We start from the raw sequence: 20,944 nt of genomic DNA on the forward strand, positions 1-20,944 counted from the left end.
GCTTCCGGGAGCGAGAACGAAGGAGCCCCTCCGTGTCGTCCAGCGCCTGGGGTGCCGGGAATGCCTGGGGTCAACTCCTGCTCCGCTCGGAGCGGTTCGCCGCGCTCCAAAGTGAGCTGCCGTCCCTGTCGGGTCTGGTCCTGAGGTCGGTCCACCTGAGCCCTTACGGCCCCGAAGTGACCCTGCGGATCGAGTTCCCCCGCTTCCCGGACCTCGCGCCGCCGGAGTGGACCGAGGCCGGCTGCGACCGGTTCGAGGCACAGCTCAGGTTCGTCGCGGTGGGGGAGGACATGCGGATGCGGGGCGTCCCGGACGCGACGGTGGTCGACGTCGCCTTCGGCTCCTGGCTGCCCACGCCGGAGCGCCGCATCGAAGTCGCGGTGACCGGACGGGAGTTCTCGCTGCACCTCAGCACGCACGGCCTGGAGCTGGGCCGGCTGAACGCCTACCGCTCCGGTGACGGCGACCCGAGCCTGGCCCGGCGCTGGTTCGACGGGCCCCTGGAGCGGCGCCGGTACACGGCGCTGCCGCCCACCACCGCGAAGGTGTTCTATGAGTGAGCCCGACTGGTCCGCCTCGCTGGCCGACCCGGAGGTGATCCGCTCCGTCCTCGGCTCGCCCCCGCCGCCGCTGACCGGGTACACCCTGGAATCCTTCCTCGTCGACGAGCGCGGCAGGTCCGTCACCCTGCGGTTCACCGCCTTCGCCGTACCGTCCGGTGCCGCGGAGCTCTGGCGCGAACGGGGCCACAACGCCGTCGAGTTCGTCCTGGTGTGCACGGGCGTCACGGACCTGGAGGTGGACGCCTGGTCGGGCTGGCCGGTCACGACGGCGGCCCTGGGCGGCGGGAACGTCCTGATCGCCGGACGGGACAGGCGGGTGTCGTTCCGCGCGGAGGAGATCCGCGCCGAACCGCCGGTGGGGCGGTTGTGGGGCCGCACGCCGTGATGCCGCTAGCCGGTGGCCGGGCAGTGGCCGTCGGTGCAGAAGGTGGACACCACGGTCTGGTGCAGCTGCTGGAGGGCGGGCCAGCCGTCCGGTGGGCCTGCGACCAGGAGGCCGTACACGGTGCCGCCGGGGACGACGAGGAAGCGGACGATGGCGCGGCGGGGGCCGAGGCTGGGGGCGTAGGAGTACTCCAACTCGGCTCCGTCAGACGTCTGTTCGAGGCGGAGGCGGAGGTAGGCGGGTTTCTTGGTGGCCGAGTCCGCGTCCACGGCGGAGGCTGCGGCGTAGGGGCTGGGACTGTCCATGACCATGGTCTGGACGATGCGCAGCCCATCAGCGGAGACGTACTTGACGCTGAGTGGACTGTCCTCCGTGCGCTGCGACCCTTCGGGAACGGCCAGTGTGAAGCCACGGGGATCATGGACGAGCGGCGGACCGGAGCTCGTCGGCGTCGGCGTCGGCGTCGGCGTAGGAGTGGGAGTGGGCGTAGGAGTGGGTGCGGGGGTGGGGGTGGGCTCCGGGCGACTGGATGTCGGGCTCGGCTCCGAGGCGGTGGGCAGGGCGGTGGCGGCCGGCAGTTGTGCCGGGGGGCGGTCGAGCAGGGCCCAGCCGGCGCCGGCCAGGGCCGCGCAGACGAGGACGGCGGCGGCCCCGAGGAGCGCGGGGCGCGGGCTTCGGCGGCCGGCCGGGGCGGGTGGTCGCGCAGTGGGTTGCGGCCGGGGCTCGGGTGGGGCGTTGACCCACCGTTGGCGATCCGCGTCCCACTCCGCCACTTCATCTCCCCCGTCGTCAGAAGTGCGCGGCTCAGCCGAGCAGTCGGGTGATCGCCTCAACGACCGCCGCGGCGGAGGCGAGGCCGGAGACCGCCGTGACCGAGTCGGTGAGCAGGGACCGCAGCCGGACGAGCCGGCCCGCCGCCACGTGCCCGGTCTGCTCGATGGACTCCTGGACCTCGGCCAGCTGCCGGCCCACCTCGTCGATGCCGTCGCCCTCCCTCCGGGCGAACAGGGGCAGGTGCCCGCGCAGTTCGGCGACGGCACTGAGGAGGCCGAACGTCGCGGCGTCGAGGTGTACGGATTCGTCCACCGCGCGTGCCGCGTCTCCGACGGCGATGGCTCCTCCGCTGATGGTCCCGGCGACGACGCTCCCGGCCACCGGGGCAGGCGGGGTGCCCGGCGAGGGCGGCGCGGCCGCGGGCGGTACGGGAGCGCCCGCGTGCTGTGAGCGGTTCTCGGCGGTGGCGCCGCAGCCGACGGCGATCGCCCCGCCGGTGATCCGGTCGGCGGCGACTCCGCCGGGAGCGGTGGTCTCGTTCTCCCGTTCCGTCATGGTGCATCCCCCTCGGTGGTGGTGATGGGTGGTCAGAGCGCCGCGCCGCCCGCCGCGTCGCGCGTGACGTGGGTGGAGGTGCTGCGGGCGGTGGCGCCCGAGCCGGTGGCCACGGCGCCGCCGCTCATCGCGCCGATGTAGACCCCGCCGTCGTGGACCTGGACGACGTACTGCTCGAAGCGGCCGGTCTCGTAGCCCTCGCCGCGCAGCGAGTCCCGCACGCCGTCGATGATCCGTTCCTGAATGGTCTTCACGTAGCGGCTGAGGTCCAGCTCCTGGAAGAGCGTGACGGTCGGATCGGCGGCGAGTTCCCGCAGGGAGACGGCGGGCCCGGCGGCCGGCGGTGGGACGGGCGCGGTGGGCTGCCTCTGCCCCGCGGTGGTGAGGAGGGAGCGGAGGGCGGTGCCCGCGCGCGGTGGGGCGGACGGGCGGCCGTCGCCGGTCCGCAGCAGGGTGCGGATCGCCGCCGGGCCGGCCAGGGCGGCGAGGGCCGCCGAGCGGCCGTCCCCGAGGACGCTCTCCCGGCTGCCCCGGGCGAAGGCCTCCGCCAGCAGCGCGTAGTCGCGGCGGACCGGGCCCAGCACGTGCGGCACCACCTCCAGCACCAGGAGCCGGCCCTGGGTGTGGACCCGGATCAGGACGGACAGCACCAACTGCTCGTCCCAGGCGCCGACCCTGATCCGCAGGAAGTGGCGGCGCCCCTCGGCGCCCTCGTCCACCGACTCCCGCAGGTGCGCGGCCACGGTGGCCTCGTCCCGCTGGATGTCCGCCCGGTGCGCGCCGACGGGCAGGTAGACGAACTCCTCGATCTCCAGGTCCTTGAGCCGGTCCCGGCTGGTGTCGGCCGCCGAGCGCCGCAGTGCCTCCAGCTTGGGGACGACGAGGTCGAGGACCGCGCGCGCGGTGAGCTCGCCCGCCCCGGGGGCCGGGTCGGGTAGGCCCTTGGCACGCTTCAACTCCAGGGCGAAGGACCAGGGCTGGTACGGGGTGCCGGCGCCGAGGAAGGGTCGGGCCGGATCGTAGACCGTCAGGCGGGAGAACTGCTCGCGGTCGATCGCGTCGCCCACCGCCCAGTACTCGTGCGGCAGTTGGAGCCGCGCGGCGGGCGGGTGGTCGGGGTTCAGCTCGTCGTGGACGATCCTGGCGACCCAGCGGCGGTGGTTCCAGACCGGCACGCTCAGCAGCAGCGGGAAGAGCACGCCCTCGACGTGCCAGGAGAATGCCGAGACCAGGGCGAGCACCACGTAGAGGGCCTGGGCGAGGAAGGCGAAGACCGCCAGGACCCCGGGCCCGGCCTTGGCTTGCGTGCTTCCCGGCGCCGGGGCGGCGACGGCCAGGGTGTAGAGGGCCCGGTCCCGGTCGGCCGGGGGCTTGGCGTACCAGGACAGCACGCAGACCAGCGCGAAGAGGAACGCGAAGGAGGGCCCCGGCAGCTCCCTCACGGAGAGTGCCTCCCCCAACCACCGCCCCAGCCAGTCCGATCCGGCGCCGGCGCCCGGCAGGAGGAAGGAGACCAGGAAGAACGCCACCCACAGGCCCAGGACGGCGGCCCCGGCCCGGGCCTCCGCCGCGCGGGCCCGCAGCGCGTGGGCCAGCACGGGTATCAGGTCGAAGCCCAGCGAGGGTGCGACCGACCGGTGCCGGTGCGCGACCAGTTCGCTGATCACCCGCCGCCGGAACGCCGGATCCACGTACATGCCCACGCAGAGCAGCCTGGTGGCCTCCGAGGCGAACGGCGGCGTGGCACTCCGATCGGCCTGAGCGGAATCCCCCGTACCGGTCGAATTCGTCATACGCCCCCCCCGGCGTCGAATCAACTCCGTTGAAGTATGGGGCTCTTGGCGGCACTTGGCTACTGTTCGTGTCGCGGTCCGGTCACCGGTTCGCACCGGCTCCCCGGTGGAGCTCCCGCCGCGCCCGGGCGGCTGCCTACGCTCGGGGCATGACTGCTGCCCAGTGGTACGTCCTCATCGAGGAGGACACCCGTATGACCAAGCACGCCGACGGTGTCGAATTCAAGCTCCACCATTGGACGGTGGTCGCCACCCACCCGGTGAGCGGCACCGAGCGGGACGCGCTCGCCGTCGCGGAGCAGGCCGCGCTCAAGCACCTGCCGGACCTGCTCGCCCGCCACGCCCGGCCGGGGGACGTCCCGGCCCGTCAGGCGTTCCGCAGCTCGGACGGCTCGTGGCTGGTCCTGCTGAAGCAGGGCCACCGCGAGTGCCACCTGCGCGTCACCACCGCGCAGTTGATCCACCGGGTGCCGGGGGCCGACGCCCCGCCGAAGACCCTCCGCGAGAAGCTCCGCAAGGCCCTGGACGGCCCCGATCCCGCTCCCGCCCGGTGGGCTCCGGGCCAGTAGCGCACTGGTCGTCAGATGGAGCGGAGGAAGACCACGGCGTCGGCCCGGCCGACGGTGGCGGGGTCGAGCGGGGCGTAGGTGTGGTCGGCCGGGGTGCGGACGGGGGTGCCCGGAGGGAGGGCGGCGGCGAGGGCTGGGGCGGGGAGGAGCGTGCGGGGGTGGGGTTGGGCGGTGAGCAGGAGGCCTTCGAGGGTGTCGGGGGCCGGGTGGTCGGGCGCGGAGCCGTCGGGGCCGGGGTGGTCGCCGGTGCGGGTGCCGAAGGTGGTGGCGGCGAAGGCGTAGCGGTCGGCGAGGCGGGTGGAGAGCAGGGCGCCGCCGCTCCACCAGGTGAGGCGTCGGCCGCCGAACTGCATGCTGCTCTCGGTGCGTTGGAGGTGGCTGTTGTGGGCGAAGACCAGGGTCGGGCCGCGGTGGGCCTCGCGGTCGGCGACGGCGGAGAGGTTGTCGGCCATCATCAGGTCGCGCAGGCCGACCAGGGTGGCCATCCGCTGCGGGCCGGTGTCGGCCAGTCCGGCGTGGTAGCGGAGCAGACCGGTGGCGGTGCGGGCGTACAGACCGGACAGCCAGAGGTGGTCGGGGGAGGTGGCGGCCAGCAGGTGTGGGGTCCGGGCGGCGAGCAGGGCGGTGAGGTCGTCGGCGATCAGGCGCAGCCGGTCGGCCTCCGGGGTGCGGCCGACCGACTTGGCCGGGTCCCACATCACACCCGGGTCGGTCCACCGGCCGGGGTCGCCCAGGAGGGTGGTCAACTCGTCCAGGGTGACCGGGAGTTCGAGGTGGGAGGAGAGCAGTCCGTGGAGGGCGGTGAGGGCCGGGCCGGGGGCGGCGGCGCCGCTGATCTCCAGCGGGCCGTCGATGCCGTCGAAACGGAGGCGGTCCTGCGGCGGGTGGGCGGCGTTCCACTCCCGCATCCAGCGCAGCAGCTCGCGGTTGCCGGCGTAGGCGCCGAAGCCGTGGCTGAAGCCGTGGTCCGTCGCGTGGTCGAGGCCGTCGGTGTCGCCGGTGCCGCCGGCGACGTAGGCGTCCGCGGTGAGGGCTGACAGGCAGTCGGATTCCAGGGCGATCGAGCGGTAGCCGTGCCGCTCGACCAGGTGGCGGAAGAGCTCGTTGCGCAGGTCGAGGAAGGCCTCGGCGCCGTGGGTGGGTTCGCCGAGGCCGAGCACCCGGACGGCGGGGGAGAGGAGGGCGGCGAGGGCCTCGCCGCTGAACGGGGCGGCGGCCCCGGAGAGGGTGGAGGAGGTCATGGATTCCACCGTATCCTTGAACCTTCGGTGGAAACTTTCGGAGGTCTGGACCCGAGAATGGGCGACAAAAGTCTCAAGAGCGGGTTGCGCCCGGTCGATCTGGCCCGGGAGCACGGCCTCTCCACCCAGGCGGTGCGCAACTACGAGCAGGCCGGTTTCCTCCCGCCCGCCGAGCGCTCGCCGCACGGCTACCGCGCCTACACGCCGCTGCACGCCACCGCCCTGCGCACCTTCCTCGCCCTTGTCCCCGGGCACGGCCACGCGACCGCCGGGGCGGTGATGCGGGCGGTGAACGGCGGCGCGGTGGAGGAGGCGCTGCGGCTGGTCGACGGGAGTCACGCGCTGCTGGCGGAGGACCGTCGGACGCTGGAGTCGGTGGCGTTGGCGCTGGGGGACCTTGAGCCGGGTGGCCTGGAGCCGGGGGAAAACCAGGAGGGCGGGCTGCTGATCGGTCACCTGGCACACCGCCTGGGCCTGCGCCCGGCCACGCTGCGCAAGTGGGAGGCGGCCGGGCTGGTGGTGCCCGAACGGGACCGCCGCACCGGATACCGGGTGTACCGGCCCGCGCAGGTGCGGGACGCGCTGCTGGCCCGTCAACTGCGGCGCGGAGGCCACGGGTTGGAGCGGATCGCGCTGGTGCTGGAGCAGGTGCGGACGGCCGGCGGCGCCGAGCCGCTGCAGGCCGCGCTGGCGGAGTGGAACGCGCGGCTCACCGCGCGCGGGCGGGCCCTGCTGGCGGGGGCGGCGGCGCTCCACGCCTACCTGGACGAGCGGGCCGGCTGAGGGCGGGTCAGGGGTCAGAGCCGGACGGTCAGTTCCACGTCCACCGGGTCGCCGGTGGCCAGGCCCAGCGGGGTGCGGACGGCGAGCTTGAGCGGCAGCAGGTAGGCGCCGTCCTTGGGGAAGAGCGAGGTGGTGAAGGAGCTGGCGCCGATCCGGGCCTCCACCGGGATCACGCCCCAGCCGTAGCTGGCCCGCGCCGCCACCTCGCGGACGGCGGCGGACTCGTCCGCCGGGACGGGGACGTAGTAGTACGGCGCCGGGCCGCGCCACTCGATCACGTGGCCGGAGAAGGTCAGGTCCATGCGGGGGCTCCGTTTCGACGGGAGGGGGCCGGCCCAGCGTACCGAGCCGGGCCGGCCCCCGAGCGAGTCAGCCGCCCGTCAGCTGCGCGGGAGCAGCCGCATCGCGGTCGGTGAACCGTCCCCGAGGTAGTCGCTCTCGCAGCTGTAGCGTCCGGGCCGAGTGGCCGAGAGCAGCGAGAGACAGGCGCCGAGGGCACGCTGGCCGAAGGCGTTCGGGTGCATCGACTCCTCCAGCGTCCCCTGGGTGTTGGCGTAGTCGAGGAAGCGGAACCACTCGTGCTTGCGGGCGTCCGGGCCGCTCTGGCCGACCTGGGTGGTGCCGAGGGAGCAGACCTCGTGGCCGCTCATGGTCTCCTGGAGGTCGAGGAACTCGGCCCCCTTCGCGGCCGCCACCGAGCCGACCAGGTCGGAGAGTTGGGGAACCAGGGAGTAGCGGGCCCAGGAGGCGTCCCGGTTGTTGAACGGGCAGCCGTCGCGGTTCAGCCGGTTGGAGTCGCCCTCGCGGAGGCGGAACTCCTCGCCGCCCGGGATCGGGGACGGGTAGGACTGGAGCACCAGCCGGTAGTCCGCGTTCCGGTACCCGGCGGCGGTCATGACGGCGCGGATGTCGTCCACCACGGCGGTGACCTTGGCCCGGACCTCGGGGAGCTTCTGGTCGACGATCTGCTGCTGCTCGTTCATGCAGAGCCGGCTGAACGCCCAGTCGTAGGCGCACTCGCCGATGATGTCGCCGAAGCCGAGGTCGTTGCCGCCGATCGAGAGCACGACCAGCGAGACCCGCTTGGTGCGGGCCAGTTGGGCCAGCCGGTCGTTCTGCGGGGCCTCGCCCTTGAGGGCCTGGCCGCCCGCCGCCGAGCTGAGCACGTGCTCGGTCTCGGCGCCCGAGCAGGCCAGGTTGTACCGCTCGGCCACCGGCAGGGCGGCGGCGCTGTTCAGCTCGGCGGTGTCCGAGCGGTGGCAGCCCTCGACGGCGCCGGTGGTGCCGTACACCCGGGCGGGGTCGTACCGGGTGCCGGTCCAGGCGCGGTCGGTGCCGTTGCGGCTGCCGTCGTAGCGGGCGGTGTTGCCCAGCCAGCGGCCGCCCTCGCCGGAGATGAAGCTGTCGCCGAGCGCGACGGCGACCACGGGGCCGGACGGCAGGGCCGGGGCGGCGGCGTGGCCGGTGGCCGGGACGGCGAGGGTGAGAGCGGCGCCGAGCAGGAGGGCGGCGGTTCTCCGCCAGCGGGTACGCATGGGTGGGCCTCCGTGAGGTGAGGGTGGGTGGGGGCAGTGGGGGCAGTGGGGGCACGGACGGGACGCGGGGCTCTTCGCCGTCCGGCATGTGCACGCTACGATCGGCGGCCACTGGTTCCCCATCGGTCGGCCATCGGGGCAGTGGTGACGGGACCTCAGGGGGCGGGGGCTGATGGAGTTCGCGGTGCTCGGTCCGGTCCGGGCGACCGACGGGGACGGGCGGGACGTGCCGCTCGGCGGGCCTCGGGACCGCCGGGCGCTGGCAGTGCTGTTGCTTGACGCCGGCCGGGTGGTGACCGTGGGCAGGGTGGCGCGCGCCCTCTGGGAGGAGCCGCCGGCCACCGCGCGGGAGCAGGTGTTCAACGTGGTGGGCGCCCTGCGGCGGCGGCTCGCCGGACGGGAGGGCGGCGCGGGGGTGGGGCCGGAGCGGACGGGGGACGGGTTCGTCCTGACGGTCGGTCAGGAGAACCTGGACCTCGGGAGGTTCAGGGCCCTGGTGGCGCGGGCCGCCCCCGGTGGCCCGGCGCAGGCCGCCGGACTCCTCCGGCAGGCCTTGGCGCTCTGGCAGGGCCCGGCCCTGGGCGGGATCGGCGGCCCGGTGCTGGACGCTGCGGCGGCGCAGTTGGAGGAGGAGCGGCTGAGCTGCCTGGAGCGCCGGGTCGAGGCCGATCTGGCACTCGGCCGGCACCGCGAACTCGTCGACGAGCTGGGCGGACTGACCACCGAGCACCCGCTGCGCGAACGCTTCGCCGAACTGGCCCTGCTCGCCCTGCACCGCTCCGGCCGGCGGGCCGAGGCCCTGGAGCTCTACGCCCGGACCCGCCGCACGCTGGCCGAGGAGCTCGGCCTCGACCCGGGCGCCGGACTCGTCCGCCTGCACCGGGCCGTACTCGCCGACGAGCCCCCGGAGGACGGGAGGGAGGACACGGGCCTGCCGGTGCCCGCCCAACTGCCCGCCGACACCCAGGCGTTCGTCGACCGACCGGCCGCCGTCCGCGCGCTGTCCGGAGCCCTCGACGCCGACCGGTGTCCGGAGGCCGTCCCCGTCTGCCTGATCAGCGGTCAGGCCGGCGCCGGGAAGACCGCGCTGGCCGTCCACGTGGCCCACCGGCGGCGCGCCGCCCACCCCGACGGCCAGCTCTTCGTCGACCTGCGCGGTGCCGACGAACACCCGGCCGACCCCGGGGAGGTGCTGGCCGGCTTCCTGCGCGCCCTCGGCGTGGACGGCCGCCGCCTGCCCGGCACCACCGCCGAACGCGCCGCCCTCTACCGCAGCCTGCTGGCCGGCCGCCGCATCCTGGTGCTGCTGGACAACGCCGCCGACGAGGAGCAGGTGCGCCCGCTGCTGCCGGGCACCCCGGGCAGCGCCGTCCTGCTCACCAGCCGCCGACGCCTGCCCGGCCTGGACCTGCGGCTCTCGCTGCCGCTGGGCCGCCTCGACGAGGCCGCCGCCCTCGCGCTGTTGGCCGCCGTCGCGGGCCCGGCCAGGGTCGGCGCCGAACCGGCGGCGGCCCGCACCCTGACCCGGCTCTGCGGCCATCTTCCGCTGGCGGTAAGGATCGTGGCCGCCAAGCTGGCCGCCCATCCGCACCGGGGCCTGGCCGATCTGGTGGAGCGTCTGGCCGACGAACGCCGCCGCCTGGACGAGCTGACCCACGGCACCCTGGGAGTCCGGGCCGGCCTCTCGCTCACCCACCGGGCACTCGCCGAGGAGGCCAGGGCACTGCTGCGCCGCACCGCCCTGCTGGACGCACCCGACTTCGCCGCCTGGACGGCCGCCGCCGCCCTCGGCCGCCCGCAGGCCGAGACCGAGCGGCTGCTCGACGCCCTGGTGGCGACCCACCTGCTGGAGGCGGACCGCCCGGCCGGGGCGCGGCAGGTGCGGTACCGATTCCACGACCTGGTGCGGGCGTTCGGGCGGGAGCGGGCCGAGGCGGAGGAGCCCGCCGAGGAGCGGGCGGCGGCGCTCGGGCGGGTGCTGCGCTGCTGGGTGACCCTGGTACGGGCCGGACGGGTGGCCCACCAGGGCAGCGACTACCCGGCCAGGATCGGCGAGCCGGCGGAAGTGCGGTGCGTGCGGGAGGAGTTGACGGAGCGGGAGGGAGGGGCGGCGCCGCACCCGGCCGTGCTCGCGGCGGTGACCGCCGACCCGGTCGGCTGGCTGGGCGAGGAGCGGGAGGCACTGGTGGCCACCGTGCGGCAGGCGGCCGGTCTGCCGCCCGGGGACGAATCCGGCGCCGCCTGCTGGGAGTTGGCGGTGCTCGGGGAGTACCTGTTCGACCTGCGCAGCGATCTGGCGGGCTGGCGCACCGTGCAGGAGCTCGGCCTGACGGCGGCCCGGGCGGCGGGGGAGCGCCGGGCGGAGGCCGCGCTGCTGGTGGGCCTGGGGCGCTGCAAGGCCACCCACGAGGAGTGGGACGCGGCCCGGGAGACCCTGGAGGAGGGGGCGGCGCTCTTCGGTGAGCTGGGCGACGAGCACGGCCGGGCGTACGCGGGCTGGGTGCTCTCCTACCTCGACCGGCTCCAGGGGCGGACGGGCGAGGCGATGGTCCGCTGCCGGCGCGGGGCCGAGGTGTTCGCCGGGGCCGGAGACCTCTACGGGCAGGCGCACGCGCTGCGCGGGATGGGGCAGTTGCTGCTGGCGGAGGGCCGGCGGGAGGAGGCGTTGGGGCTGTTCCGGGAGGCGTTGGAGACCGCGGGGCGGGGTGGTGCGGTCTGGCCGAGGATGAGCATGCTGCGCTGGGTGGCCGAAGCGCACCGCCTGCTCGGCCACCACCGGGAGGCGGCCCGCGACTTCGCGGAGGTGCTCGCCCACACCCGGGAGGGCGGCGACCTGGCGGGCCAGACCGCCGCCCACACCGGCCTGGGCCGGGTGGCCCTGGACCGGGGTGATCTCCCGTGCGCGCTACGGGAGTTGAGCACCGCCGCCGCGATCGGACGCCGCTCCGGCCAGACCGTGATGCACGCGCTGGCCGTCGACCCGCTGGCCGAGGCCCTGCTCGCGGCGGGCCGGCCGGCCGACGCCCGCGACGTCCTGGACGGACCGATCACCGACTGCCGCACCATGCGCACCGGCCCGCTGCTCGACCGCCTGCTGGCCCGCCGGGAGGAGGCCCGGCGCGTGGTGGCGGCGGGCGGGGAGTGACGGGCGGTCAGATCAGCCGGCCCGGTGGGTGATCCGGCCGTTCGACACGGTCAAGGCCACCGGGGATCGGGCCAGTTCGTCCGCCGGGACGGTGAGCGGGTCGAGCGCGAGAGCGGTGAGGTCGGCGCGCAGACCGGGGGCGATCCGTCCGGCACGGTCGGCCTCGCCGGCGGCGACGGCGGCGTGCGTGGTGCAGCCCTCCAGCGCCATCAGCGCGGTGAGGCCCTGCTCGGGGACCACCGGCGGGATGTCCGTGCCCGGGGCCCGGCGCAGCTGCGCGTGGGCCAGCAGCGCACGCGGGTCGGAGTTCGCGACCGGCCAGTCGGAGCCCAGGACCAGCACCGCGCCGGTGTCGCGCAGGGTGCGGCAGGGCCAGGCGCGCGCGGCACGCTCGGGGCCGAGGCGCCGCGCCCACTCGTCGGTCCGGTCGGCGCGGGTGAAGGCGGAGTGGGCGGGCTGCATGGAGGCGATCACGCCGAGCTGCGCGAACCGGACGGCCTGCTCGCGCGGAAGGGTCTCGATGTGCTCGACGCGGTGGCGCATCCGCCCGCCCGGGCCGAGCGCGGCGACGGTGTCCAGGACGTGGCGCACGCCCGCGTCACCGATCGCGTGGGTGGCCGTCCGCATCCCGGCGGCGTGCAGGTGGTGGACCGCGGCGGTGTACTCGGCCGGGTCGAGCCAGAGGCCCTCCCGGCTCTGACCGTGGCAGTCGCCGTGCTCCAGCCAGGCGGAGCCGCCCTCGACGGTGCCGTCCACGAAGAGCTTGACGCCCCCGACCAGCCAGCCGCGCCCCGCGGTGCCGTGCATCGCGGCCAGTTCGTCGAGCCCGTCCCGGTCGGTGCCGGGCATGCACCACGGGTTGATCCGCAGTCGCAGCGGCAGCTCGTCCCGCTCCTCGATCGAGCGGAGCAGGTCCAGCACCTCGCCGCCGGCGTCCATCACGTGAGTGCCGGTCAGGCCGGTGGAGGCCATCTCGGTGAGCAGGCCGAGCAGCGCGTCGCGGCGCTCGGCGAGCGGGCGGCGCGGCAGGATCGCGGTGACCGGGTCCATCGCGGCGTGCTCGACCAGGTGGCCGGTGGGGACACCGTCGGCGTCGCAGACGACGGTGGCGCGCTGGGCGAAGGTGCGCGGCCCGTCGATCCCGGCGGCGCGCAGGGCGGCGCCGCTGACCAGCGCGGAGTGGACGTCGTACAGGCGGAGGAAGACGGGGACCTCCGGGCCGAGTACGGACTCCAGCAGCTCGCGGTGGAGGGGGCGGCCGCCGAACGCGTTGTGGTCCAGCCCCCAGCCGACCACCCACCCGTCGATCCGCTCGGCGGCGGTCAGCGCCGCGCGCAGTCCGTCCAGGTCGCGCACGGCGGAGAGGTCCGTGCCGGCGGCCATCTCCAGGCCCAGGGCCGGGTGGGTGTGGCCGTCGGTCAGGCCGGGGACGAGGGTCGCGGCGCCGAGGTCGATCACCTCGGTGCCGGGCCCGCGCCAGTCCCGGGCGTCCCGGGCGTCGCCGACGGCGGTGATCACGCCGTCCCGGACCGCGACGGCGGTGGCCCGCGGCCGGGCCGGGTCCAGGGTGTGCACCCGGGCGGCGAGCACGACGAGGTCGGTGGGCACGGTGAACTCCTGGGCGTCGAGGGTGGTCTGACGGTGGGTCACGGGGCTCCGGGGGCCCTTTGCGGAAACCTAAAGCATGATGGTTTTCGCACCCTAGCCCGCGCGGCTAGGGTGTGGGAAGAGCCGGCCACCCGAGGAAGGGGAGCGATGGGGCGCCCCAGGAAGGCCTTGCTGGACCAGGAGCGGATCGCGGCCGCCGCGTTGGCCCTGGTCGACGAGCACGGCGACTTCTCCGTGCCGCAGATCGCCAGGCGGCTCGGTGTGCAGACCGCCTCCGTCTACCACCACGTCGAGGGCCGGGCCGGGATCGTCGAACTGCTGCGGCTCCGGCTGGCCGCCGAGATCGACCCGGGCACCCTCGAACTGCGGCCCTGGGACCGGGCGATGGAGGCCTGGGTGCTCTCCTACCGCGCGGCCTTCGCCGCGCACCCGCGCGCCATCCCGCTGCTGTCGATGGCCCAGGTCGCCGCGCCCGAGGTGCTGGCCCACTACGACAAGGCGGTCGCGGTGCTGCTGGAGGCCGGTTTCGCGGACTCGGTGGTGATGGTGCTGATCGCCGCGCTGGACAACCTGGTCCTCGGCTCCGCGCTCGACCTGGCCTCCCCCGAGACGATGTGGGAGCCGGCCCCGGACGGCTCGACGCCGCTGCTCGCCCGCGCCCTCGCGGCCGTCCCCGAGGGCCGCCGGGCCGATGCCGCCTTCGACTTCGCCCTGGAGGGCTTCCTCGCCCACGCCCGGCGCACGCTGGCCGGGCCGCAGGGAGGCGGCCCGGCCAGCGTGGAGCAGTGACGTGGATGTGGGAGTGACGCGGGGTCAGCTCGGGTACTCGGCGCCCTTGCGGGCGTAGTACCACCAGGTGACCGCGAGGCAGCTGAGGTAGAAGGCGACGAAGCCCCACATCGCGCTGGTGACGGCGAAGTTGGCGAACATCGCCGGGATGAAGAAGAAGCCGTAGGCGGCGATCGCGGCGGTGAAGCCGGTGACGGCGCCGGACTCCATCTCGGCCTGCTTGAGGGCCTGGTCGTGGGCGGCGGTGCCCTCGGTGAGGCCCTTCAGGGCGCGGGCCCGGAAGATCACCGGGATCTGCCGGAAGGTCGAACCGTTGCCGATGCCGGAGAAGAAGAAGGCGGCCAGGAAGCAGGCGAAGAAGCCCCAGAACGAGCCGCCGTCACCGCCGGAGGGCAGGAAGGTGATCACGCCGACGATCGAGACCGCCATCCCGGCGAAGGAGAGCAGGGTGACCCTGGCGCCGCCGAGCTTGTCGGCGATCCAGCCGCCGGCCCAGCGGGCGAGGGCGCCGATCGCCGGGCCCATCCAGGCGTAGGTGGCGACCGAGTAGTCCGGGAAGGTGGTCTTGATGAGCAGCGGCAGGGCGGCGGCGAAGCCGATGAAGGAGCCGAAGGTGCCGACGTACAGCCAGGTCATCAGCCAGGTGTGCTTGCGCCGGAAGATGACCTTCTGCCGGCTGAACGGGGTGGAGGCCACCTTGAGGTCGTTCTGCCCGAACCAGCTGATCGCGGCCAGCAGGACGATCACCGGGATCCAGACGAAGGCGGCGTTCTGCAGGTAGACGGCGGTCCCGTCGGCCTTGTGCTGGGCGGAGCCGATGGCCAGCACCGAGGCGGTGATCAGGATCGGGGTCAGCAGCTGGACCACCGAGACGCCGAGGTTGCCGAGGCCGCCGTTGATGCCGGTGGCGTTGCCCTTCTCCTTCTTCGGGAAGAAGAAGCCGATGTTGGCCAGCGAGGAGGAGAAGTTGGCGCCGCCGAAGCCGCAGAGCGCGGCGATCGCGGCGAGCACCACGTACGGGGTGGAGGTGTCCTGGATGGCGATGCCCAGCCAGAGCAGCGGGACCACCAGCACGATCGTGGAGAGCGCGGTGAAGCGGCGCTGGCCGATCTTCGGGCCGAGGAAGGTGTAGAAGATCCGGGCGGTGCCGCCGGTCAGGCCGGGGATGGCGGTGAGCCAGAACAGCTGGGAGGTGGAGAGCCCGAAGCCGACGTCCTTGAGGTTGGTCGCGGTGACCGACCAGACCTGCCAGACCACGAAGCCGACCAGCAGGGCGGGGACCGCGATCCAGAGGTTGCGGTTGGCCACCTTGCGCCCGGTGGTCCGCCAGAAGGACGGGTCCTCCGGGTCCCAGGTGGTGACGGTGCGTCCGGGCCGGTACTGCCCGGGGTCGGGGGCGTCGGCGGGCTGCTGTCCGGCGCGTTGGACGGTGGAACTCATGGCGTAACCCCTGCTGTCGAGACGGCATCGGCCGAGCGGGGCGGCGGTGTCCGCGCCTCACTGGTCTAGACATCTCCAATGTCCGCCTTCACGCGGGCTTTACCGAGAGTCCTACGTCGCGAGTGGGGGCGGACCAAGGTCCCGGGCCAGGCCCCGGGCCAGGTCCCGGACACGGCGGCGGGCCGCCCTCCGGGGGAGGGCGGCCCGTCCGACGGGGCGTCAGGAGCGCGGGGAGGAGAGCTCCTCGCCGGCCGAGAGGCCGAGGGCCTCCAGCAGCAGCAGGCAGTCCTCGCCGTCCCTGGCGTGGGCGGCGACGACGCCGCGGACCCGGGCCCGCAGGGCCGGGGGCACGACGTGGTCGGTCGGTTCGATGGTGTCGGCGATGGTGGTCAGGTCACGGTTGGCACGTGGCATCGGGTCCGCTCCTCGCAGGTCGCGACGGATCGCCCACGGTACCGCCTGCGGCGCGCGAACGCCGGGGACGCGCGGGCGCGGTGCCCCGCTACGCCCCCGGTACCCAGTAGTTGTGGACCTGGAGGACGGACGGCCGGCCGGGGGAGGTGTCCCAGCCCAGCTCCGCCGCGACGGGCATCATCTTGGCCCCGAAGGCGTCCATCTGCGCCTCGGTCTCCCAGAGGTCGAATATCTCCAAGCCCTGCTCGGTCGGGGCGCAGACGTGCGAGAGGCAGCCCTCGAAGATCTCGGGGGTCTGCTGGAGCCGGGCGTTCAGGGTGTCGTACTGCTCGACGGTGATCCCGGGGAGCACGGCGTGGACGAGGACGGCCATGGCCGGTCACTTCCTCTCGGAGGGTGTGCTGCCCGCCGTCCGGACGGACGGCGGCCCCCACCTGCCAGCACACCACCAACCTTCGCGGGCGGCATCCGTACGGCCGAGGTACGGCCGAGGGCCCGGCGGTGCCACCCCGTGAAGGGGGACCGCCGGGCCCTCGGGCCGGACCGGGATCAGTGGGCGGCCGGGCCGACCAGCTCCTTGAGCACGTCCTCCAGGGTCACCAGCCCGGTGGCGGAACCGTCGGGGGCGACGGCCGCGGCCAGGTGGGTGCCGGAGCGCCGCATCGCGGTGAGCACGTCGTCCAGCGGCGTGGACTCGGCGACCCGGGCGATCGGGTGCAGGGCGCGGGACGGGAACGGCAGGTCGCGGTTCTCGTCCTGCTCCAGCGCGTCCTTGACGTGCAGGTAGCCGGAGACCGTCCCGTCCGCCCGCAGCAGCGGGAAGCGGGAGAAGCCCGTCTGTGCGGCCAGCTCCTCCAACTGCGCGGGGGTGGTGCCGGGCCGGGCGAAGACCACCTGCGCGGTCGGGGTGACCACCTGGGAGACCGGGCGGCTGCCCAGCTCCAGGGCGTCCTGGAGCAGCTCGGTGTCGCGCTCGCTGAGCAGCTCGGCGTCCGAGGAGTCCTGCACCATCCGGGAGAGCTCGTCCTCGGTGAAGACCGAGCCGACCTCGTCCTTGGGCTCCACCTTGAGCATCCGCAGGATGGCGTTGGCGAAGGCGTTGATCGAGAAGACCAGCGGGCGCAGCGCCCTGGTGGTGGCCACCAGCGGCGGCACCAGCAGCATCGCCGCCTTGTCCGGCGCGGCCAGCGCCAGGTTCTTCGGGATCATCTCGCCGAGCAGCATGTGCAGGTAGGTGGCCACCGTCAGCGCGATCGCGAAGGCGATCACGTGGGTGAGCGCGTCCGGCACGCCGACGGCGTGGAAGGCCGGCTCCAGCAGGTGGGCGATGGCCGGTTCGGCCACCGCGCCGAGCACCAGGGAGGAGACGGTGATGCCGAGTTGGGCGGTGGCCAGCATCGCCGAGACGTGCTCCAGGCCCCAGATGACGGTCCTGGCCCGGCGGTCGCCCGCCTCCGCCTGCGGCTCGATCTGGCTGCGGCGCACCGAGATCAGGGCGAACTCGCCGCCGACGAAGAAGGCGTTGGTGACCAGGGTCAGCAGGCCGATGAAGAGCTGGAGCGCGATCACCGGTCCTCCTCCGTGCGCTCGGCGGTGCGGTCCGCCGCGCGTTCGGCGGCGCGGTCCGTGCTGCGGTCGGTGGTGCGGGCATCAGACGGGTCGTCGGCTGACGGGGGTTCAGGGGCGGTGATCCGCACCCGTTCCGCCACGTGGTGGTCGACGCTCTCGACCTCCAGCCGCCAGCCCTCCAGCAGCACCAGGTCGCCCGGGGCCGGGATCCGGCCCAGCCGGTGCGCGATCAGCCCGGCCAGGGTCTCGTACGGGCCCTCGGCGGAGGGCAGCCCGAGCGTCTCCAGCTGGTCGGTGCGGGTGATGCCGTCGGCGTCCCACTGACGGCGCCCGTCGGTGAGGGTGCCGACCAGGAACAGGTCGGGGACCTCGGTCGGGTCGTGCTCGTCGCGGACCTCGCCGACCACCTCCTCGACGATGTCCTCCAGCGAGGCGATGCCGGCCGTGCCGCCGTACTCGTCGATCACCACGGCCAGGCTCTCCTCGCCGCGCAGCTGGTCCAGCAGCCGGTCCACGGTGAGGGTCTCCGGCACCAACAGCGGCGGGGTCATCAGGGTGGTGACCCGGCGGCTGGCGCGCTCGGCGGCCGGCACGCCGAGGGCGTGGCGGATGTGCACGGTGCCGACCACCTGGTCCATGCTGCCCCGGTAGACCGGGAAGCGGGACAGGCCGGTGGCCCGGGTCAGGTTGGCCACGTCGGCGGCGGTGGCGTGCTCCTCCAGGGCCTGCACGTCCACCCGAGGGGTCATCACGTTCTCCGCCGTCAACTCCCGCAACCGCAGCGCCCGGACGAACAGGTCGGCGGTGTCCGGCTCTATCGCGCCCTCGCGGGCGGAGTGCCGGGCCAGCGCGATGAGCTCCTGCGGGGTGCGGGCGGAGGCCAGCTCCTCGGCGGGCTCCAGGCCGAAGCGGCGCACCACCCGGTTCGCGGTGTTGTTGAGGTGCCCGATCAGCGGGGAGAAGGCGGCCGAGAACAGGTACTGCGGACGGGCCACGATCTTGGCCACCGCCAGCGGACGGGAGATCGCCCAGTTCTTCGGGACCAGCTCGCCGGCCACCATCAGCACCACGGTGGAGAGCAGCACACCGAGGAAGACGGCCAGCGTCTCCACCGCTCCGGCCGGCAGGCCGAGCGCGGTGAGCGGCGCGTGCAGCAGCACGGAGACCGAGGGCTCGGCGAGCATGCCGATGACCAGGCTGGTCACCGTGATGCCCAGCTGCGCCCCGGAGAGCTGGAAGGTCAGCCGCTTGACGGCGGCCAGGGCACCGGTGGCGCCGCGTTCGCCCGCGGCGGCGGCGCGCTCGACCTCACCGCGCTCGACCGTGGTCAGGGAGAACTCGGCGGCCACGAAGACCGCGCAGGCCAGGGTGAGGGCCAGGGCGAGCAGGAGCAGCAGGACTTCGGTCACCGTGCCACCCCCGCTCCGGACTGGTCGTCCTGCTGTACGGGAACGGCACGGGTGGAACTGGGAGGCTCGTCCATCGCGGGGACCGCGGCTCCTTCTTTCGTCGTCAGTCTTGTACGGGCTGGTCTACAGGAGTGTAAACGAATGGCAAAGCAAGATCACTGAGACCGGTGTCACGTCCGTGGGCCGTTTCGAATGCTATAATCCCGTAGTCAGCCTTCGACGCCGCCCGCACCGGGCGCGCCCGGAGGCTTTTTTCATGCCCATCGACACCCTGACGCCGGCCCGTACCGGCTACCTCACCCTGCTCCGCGACCGTGAGTTCGCCGGACTGTTCTCCTCCTTCACCCTCACCGTCGCCGCCACCACCCTCTCCGGCTTCGCCCTCGGCTCCCTGGTCGACGAGCGCACCGGCTCGCCGTTCCTGACCGCAGTGAGCATGTACGGAGCCACCTTCGCCACCGTGCTCGGCGCCCTGACCCTGATGTCGGTGGCCGACGGCCGCCACCCCCGCCGCACCCTGCTGGCCCTCCAGGGCGTCGCCCTGGCCGGCGCCGCGGCCCAGGCCCTGCCCGGACTGCCGCTGGCCGCCCGCTTCGGGCTGCTGCTGGTGCTCGGCCTCTTCCAGTCGCTGGCCACCGGCACCCGGCTCGGCCTGCTCGCCGAGGTGGTCCCGCCGGGTGGCTATGCGTCAGCTCGCTCGCTGACCAACGTCACCTCCGGAGCCACCGCCGTCCTGGGCTACGCGCTGGGAGGCCTGCTGATCGGACACCTGACGCCGTACCAGCTCTTCGGGCTCGCGGCCGTGCTGAACGGGGGCGCCCTGGCCCTGATCGCGGTGACGGCGCGGGAGCGCTCGGTGCGGCTCGCCCGGCGGCCGGGGCTGCGCGCCACCTGGACCGCGAACGTCGAGCTGCTCGGCGACCCCGGGCGGCGCCGGCTGCTGCTGAACCTCTGGGTCCCCAACGGGCTGGTCGTCGGCTGCGAGGCGCTGTTCATCCCGTACGCGCCCGGGCAGGCGGGCGTGCTGCTGGCCGCCGCGTCGGCCGGGATGCTGCTGGGGGACCTGACCGTGGGCCGGCTGCTGGACGCGCGGCAGCGGCGGCGCTGGGCGTTCGGCCTGCGGCTGCTGCTGGCCGTGCCCTTCCTGCTCTTCGCGGTGCGGCCGCCGACGGCCGTGCTGGCGGTGGCGGTACTGGTGGCGGGGGTCGGGTTCGCCGCCACCCTGCCGTTGCAGGAACGGCTGCTGGAGGCGGTGCCGGATTCGGTGCGGGGGCAGGTCCAGGGGGTCGAGTCGGCCGGGCGGATGACCTGGCAGGGGATCGGGGCGGCGATCGCCGGAGCGGCGGCGCAGCTGGCCGGGCCGGGGGTGGCGATCACCGCGGTGGCCGCGCTGTCGGTGACACTGACCCTGGTGCTGCGGCAGCCTGATGCCAAGAGGCCTACGGCAGAGGGCAGTTGAGCGGCAGATTCGGTTCGGGGGTGGGTTGCGGGCGGGTGATTCGCGGGATGCTGCTCCCGACATCACCGTGCCGGCACCCCCGGGCCCCGCGCAGGAGGTCTGCCATGCCCCTCGACGCCCTCGTCGCCGACGCCCCGGTCGAGCTCACCCTCTCGCCGCCCGAGGCGGACGGGCTGGACCTGATGGCCGCTCAGGTCAAGGCCGCCGTCAACCAGGACAGTTGCCCCAGCTGCCACTCGGGCTTCGACTGGTCCTTCGGCCGCTCGGCCGCGTTCACCCTCGGCGGCGCCGTGGCCGCGGGCTGACCGGAGGGACGGGAGGACGGGCTGCGCGGGGAGATGGACCGGCTCGGAGTCGGGCTCACCTATGTGCGGGGCCTGGAGCGCCTGTTGGAGGAGTGCGGGGGCTGCTGCGGGAGCTGATCCTGGAGTTCCGGGCCGGTGCGCTGGCCGGGACGCTGGTGCAGACGGTGCGGCTGCTGCTGTTGACGCTCGGTGAGGCGGGGGTGCGGGAGCTGCTGGCGGGCTACGCGCGGCAGCGTACGCCCGAACTCTTCGCCACGGAGGAGGCCTTGGCCTTTGCGGAGCACCTGCGGCGGACCTGCCCCGCGGTGCCGCTGCTGCCGGACGTGCTGGAACTGGACCTCGGCCTGATGCGGGTCCGCCTGGACGGCGAGCCACGGACGGTGGAGCTGAGCACGGACCCCGGTGTGCTGCTCGCGGAGCTGGGCGCCGGCCGCCTGCCGGTGGACCCGCCACGCGGTGTCTTCCGCCTGCGGCTGGTGGACGCGCCGGGGGGGGGGGGGGGGGGGGGGGGGGGGGGCGGGGGGCGGGGCCCCCCCCGGGGGGGGGGGGGGGCCGGGGGGGGGGGGCCGGGGGGGCGGGGGGGGGGGGGGGGGGGGGGAGGGACTTGT

Annotated in this window: 20 protein-coding genes; 8 read left to right on the top strand and 12 right to left on the bottom strand. The window is 74.5% G+C overall.

The features are described from left to right. Positions 1–32 precede the first annotated feature (32 nt). Together ACZ6ZR_RS23900 and ACZ6ZR_RS23905 are read left to right on the top strand one after the other, a co-directional pair. Positions 33–560 (top strand): Imm50 family immunity protein, encoded by a 528-nt coding sequence (locus ACZ6ZR_RS23900; RefSeq protein WP_465645417.1) that lies wholly within the window; start codon positions 33–35, stop codon positions 558–560. Further along, positions 553–948, top strand: a complete 396-nt coding sequence (locus ACZ6ZR_RS23905; RefSeq protein ID WP_465645419.1) for an Imm50 family immunity protein — start codon at positions 553–555, stop codon at positions 946–948. Before ACZ6ZR_RS23900 ends, ACZ6ZR_RS23905 begins: the two co-directional genes overlap by 8 nt. A 5-nt stretch (positions 949–953) precedes the next feature. Here the strand turns inward: ACZ6ZR_RS23905 and ACZ6ZR_RS23910 are convergent, their stop codons facing one another. From ACZ6ZR_RS23910 to ACZ6ZR_RS23920, 3 genes are all read right to left on the bottom strand, one after another. Further along, the gene (locus ACZ6ZR_RS23910) at positions 954–1,253 is read right to left on the bottom strand and encodes a hypothetical protein (RefSeq protein ID WP_465645421.1); all 300 of its coding nucleotides are present in this window, start codon (positions 1,251–1,253) and stop codon (positions 954–956) included. Positions 1,254–1,752: 499 nt separating this feature from the next. Next, positions 1,753–2,277 (bottom strand): hypothetical protein, encoded by a 525-nt coding sequence (locus ACZ6ZR_RS23915; protein ID WP_465645423.1) that lies wholly within the window; start codon positions 2,275–2,277, stop codon positions 1,753–1,755. Between the two features lie 32 nt (positions 2,278–2,309). Beyond that, entirely contained in the window at positions 2,310–4,070 is a 1,761-nt protein-coding gene (locus tag ACZ6ZR_RS23920) for a hypothetical protein (RefSeq protein WP_465645425.1), read from the bottom strand. Between the two features lie 149 nt (positions 4,071–4,219). On the opposite strand from ACZ6ZR_RS23920, the gene ACZ6ZR_RS23925 reads away from it, so the two are divergent. Continuing rightward, positions 4,220–4,639, top strand: a complete 420-nt coding sequence (locus ACZ6ZR_RS23925) for a hypothetical protein (protein ID WP_465645427.1) — start codon at positions 4,220–4,222, stop codon at positions 4,637–4,639. Between the two features lie 11 nt (positions 4,640–4,650). On the opposite strand, the gene ACZ6ZR_RS23930 is transcribed toward ACZ6ZR_RS23925, so the two are convergent. After that, positions 4,651–5,880 carry an erythromycin esterase family protein gene (locus ACZ6ZR_RS23930; protein WP_465645429.1) on the bottom strand — a complete coding sequence of 410 codons (1,230 nt, stop codon included), beginning with the start codon at positions 5,878–5,880 and terminating at the stop codon, positions 4,651–4,653. 57 nt (positions 5,881–5,937) lie between these two features. Here ACZ6ZR_RS23930 and ACZ6ZR_RS23935 point away from each other — a divergent pair, with 57 nt between their 5' ends. Beyond that, positions 5,938–6,663: a MerR family transcriptional regulator gene (locus ACZ6ZR_RS23935; RefSeq protein ID WP_465645431.1), complete on the top strand. Its 726-nt coding sequence runs from the start codon at positions 5,938–5,940 to the stop codon at positions 6,661–6,663. Positions 6,664–6,677: 14 nt separating this feature from the next. Here the strand turns inward: ACZ6ZR_RS23935 and ACZ6ZR_RS23940 are convergent, their stop codons facing one another. Together ACZ6ZR_RS23940 and ACZ6ZR_RS23945 are read right to left on the bottom strand one after the other, a co-directional pair. After that, positions 6,678–6,965, bottom strand: a complete 288-nt coding sequence (locus tag ACZ6ZR_RS23940) for a DUF1905 domain-containing protein (protein WP_465645433.1) — start codon at positions 6,963–6,965, stop codon at positions 6,678–6,680. Positions 6,966–7,043: 78 nt separating this feature from the next. Further along, a complete protein-coding gene (locus ACZ6ZR_RS23945; protein ID WP_465645435.1) occupies positions 7,044–8,198 on the bottom strand; it encodes a GDSL-type esterase/lipase family protein in 1,155 nt (384 codons plus the stop codon). Between the two features lie 172 nt (positions 8,199–8,370). Here ACZ6ZR_RS23945 and ACZ6ZR_RS23950 point away from each other — a divergent pair, with 172 nt between their 5' ends. Next, positions 8,371–11,343: an AfsR/SARP family transcriptional regulator gene (locus tag ACZ6ZR_RS23950; RefSeq protein WP_465645437.1), complete on the top strand. Its 2,973-nt coding sequence runs from the start codon at positions 8,371–8,373 to the stop codon at positions 11,341–11,343. A gap of 12 nt (positions 11,344–11,355) precedes the next feature. Here ACZ6ZR_RS23950 and ACZ6ZR_RS23955 read toward each other — a convergent pair whose 3' ends face one another. Next, on the bottom strand, positions 11,356–12,951 hold the full coding sequence (locus ACZ6ZR_RS23955) for an amidohydrolase (RefSeq protein WP_465645527.1): 1,596 nt from the start codon (positions 12,949–12,951) through the stop codon (positions 11,356–11,358). Between the two features lie 147 nt (positions 12,952–13,098). Between ACZ6ZR_RS23955 and ACZ6ZR_RS23960 the strand changes: the two genes are divergently transcribed. Next, entirely contained in the window at positions 13,099–13,740 is a 642-nt protein-coding gene (locus tag ACZ6ZR_RS23960) for a TetR/AcrR family transcriptional regulator (protein WP_465645439.1), read from the top strand. A 24-nt stretch (positions 13,741–13,764) separates the two neighbouring features. On the opposite strand, the gene ACZ6ZR_RS23965 is transcribed toward ACZ6ZR_RS23960, so the two are convergent. The 5 genes from ACZ6ZR_RS23965 to ACZ6ZR_RS23985 form a co-directional block, all read right to left on the bottom strand. After that, a complete protein-coding gene (locus tag ACZ6ZR_RS23965; protein ID WP_465645441.1) occupies positions 13,765–15,180 on the bottom strand; it encodes a NarK family nitrate/nitrite MFS transporter in 1,416 nt (471 codons plus the stop codon). 219 nt (positions 15,181–15,399) lie between these two features. Further along, positions 15,400–15,594 carry a hypothetical protein gene (locus ACZ6ZR_RS23970; RefSeq protein ID WP_465645443.1) on the bottom strand — a complete coding sequence of 65 codons (195 nt, stop codon included), beginning with the start codon at positions 15,592–15,594 and terminating at the stop codon, positions 15,400–15,402. A gap of 88 nt (positions 15,595–15,682) precedes the next feature. Continuing rightward, positions 15,683–15,967: a hypothetical protein gene (locus tag ACZ6ZR_RS23975; protein ID WP_465645445.1), complete on the bottom strand. Its 285-nt coding sequence runs from the start codon at positions 15,965–15,967 to the stop codon at positions 15,683–15,685. A gap of 176 nt (positions 15,968–16,143) precedes the next feature. Beyond that, positions 16,144–17,163: a hemolysin family protein gene (locus tag ACZ6ZR_RS23980; RefSeq protein WP_465645447.1), complete on the bottom strand. Its 1,020-nt coding sequence runs from the start codon at positions 17,161–17,163 to the stop codon at positions 16,144–16,146. Next, a complete protein-coding gene (locus tag ACZ6ZR_RS23985) occupies positions 17,160–18,572 on the bottom strand; it encodes a hemolysin family protein (protein WP_465645449.1) in 1,413 nt (470 codons plus the stop codon). Before ACZ6ZR_RS23985 ends, ACZ6ZR_RS23980 begins: the two co-directional genes overlap by 4 nt. A gap of 256 nt (positions 18,573–18,828) precedes the next feature. On the opposite strand from ACZ6ZR_RS23985, the gene ACZ6ZR_RS23990 reads away from it, so the two are divergent. Next, entirely contained in the window at positions 18,829–20,031 is a 1,203-nt protein-coding gene (locus tag ACZ6ZR_RS23990; protein ID WP_465645451.1) for an MFS transporter, read from the top strand. A 104-nt stretch (positions 20,032–20,135) separates the two neighbouring features. Then, positions 20,136–20,336, top strand: a complete 201-nt coding sequence (locus ACZ6ZR_RS23995) for a hypothetical protein (protein ID WP_465645453.1) — start codon at positions 20,136–20,138, stop codon at positions 20,334–20,336. Positions 20,337–20,944 lie beyond the last annotated feature (608 nt).

The organism is Kitasatospora sp. NPDC088742, from assembly GCF_055584905.1.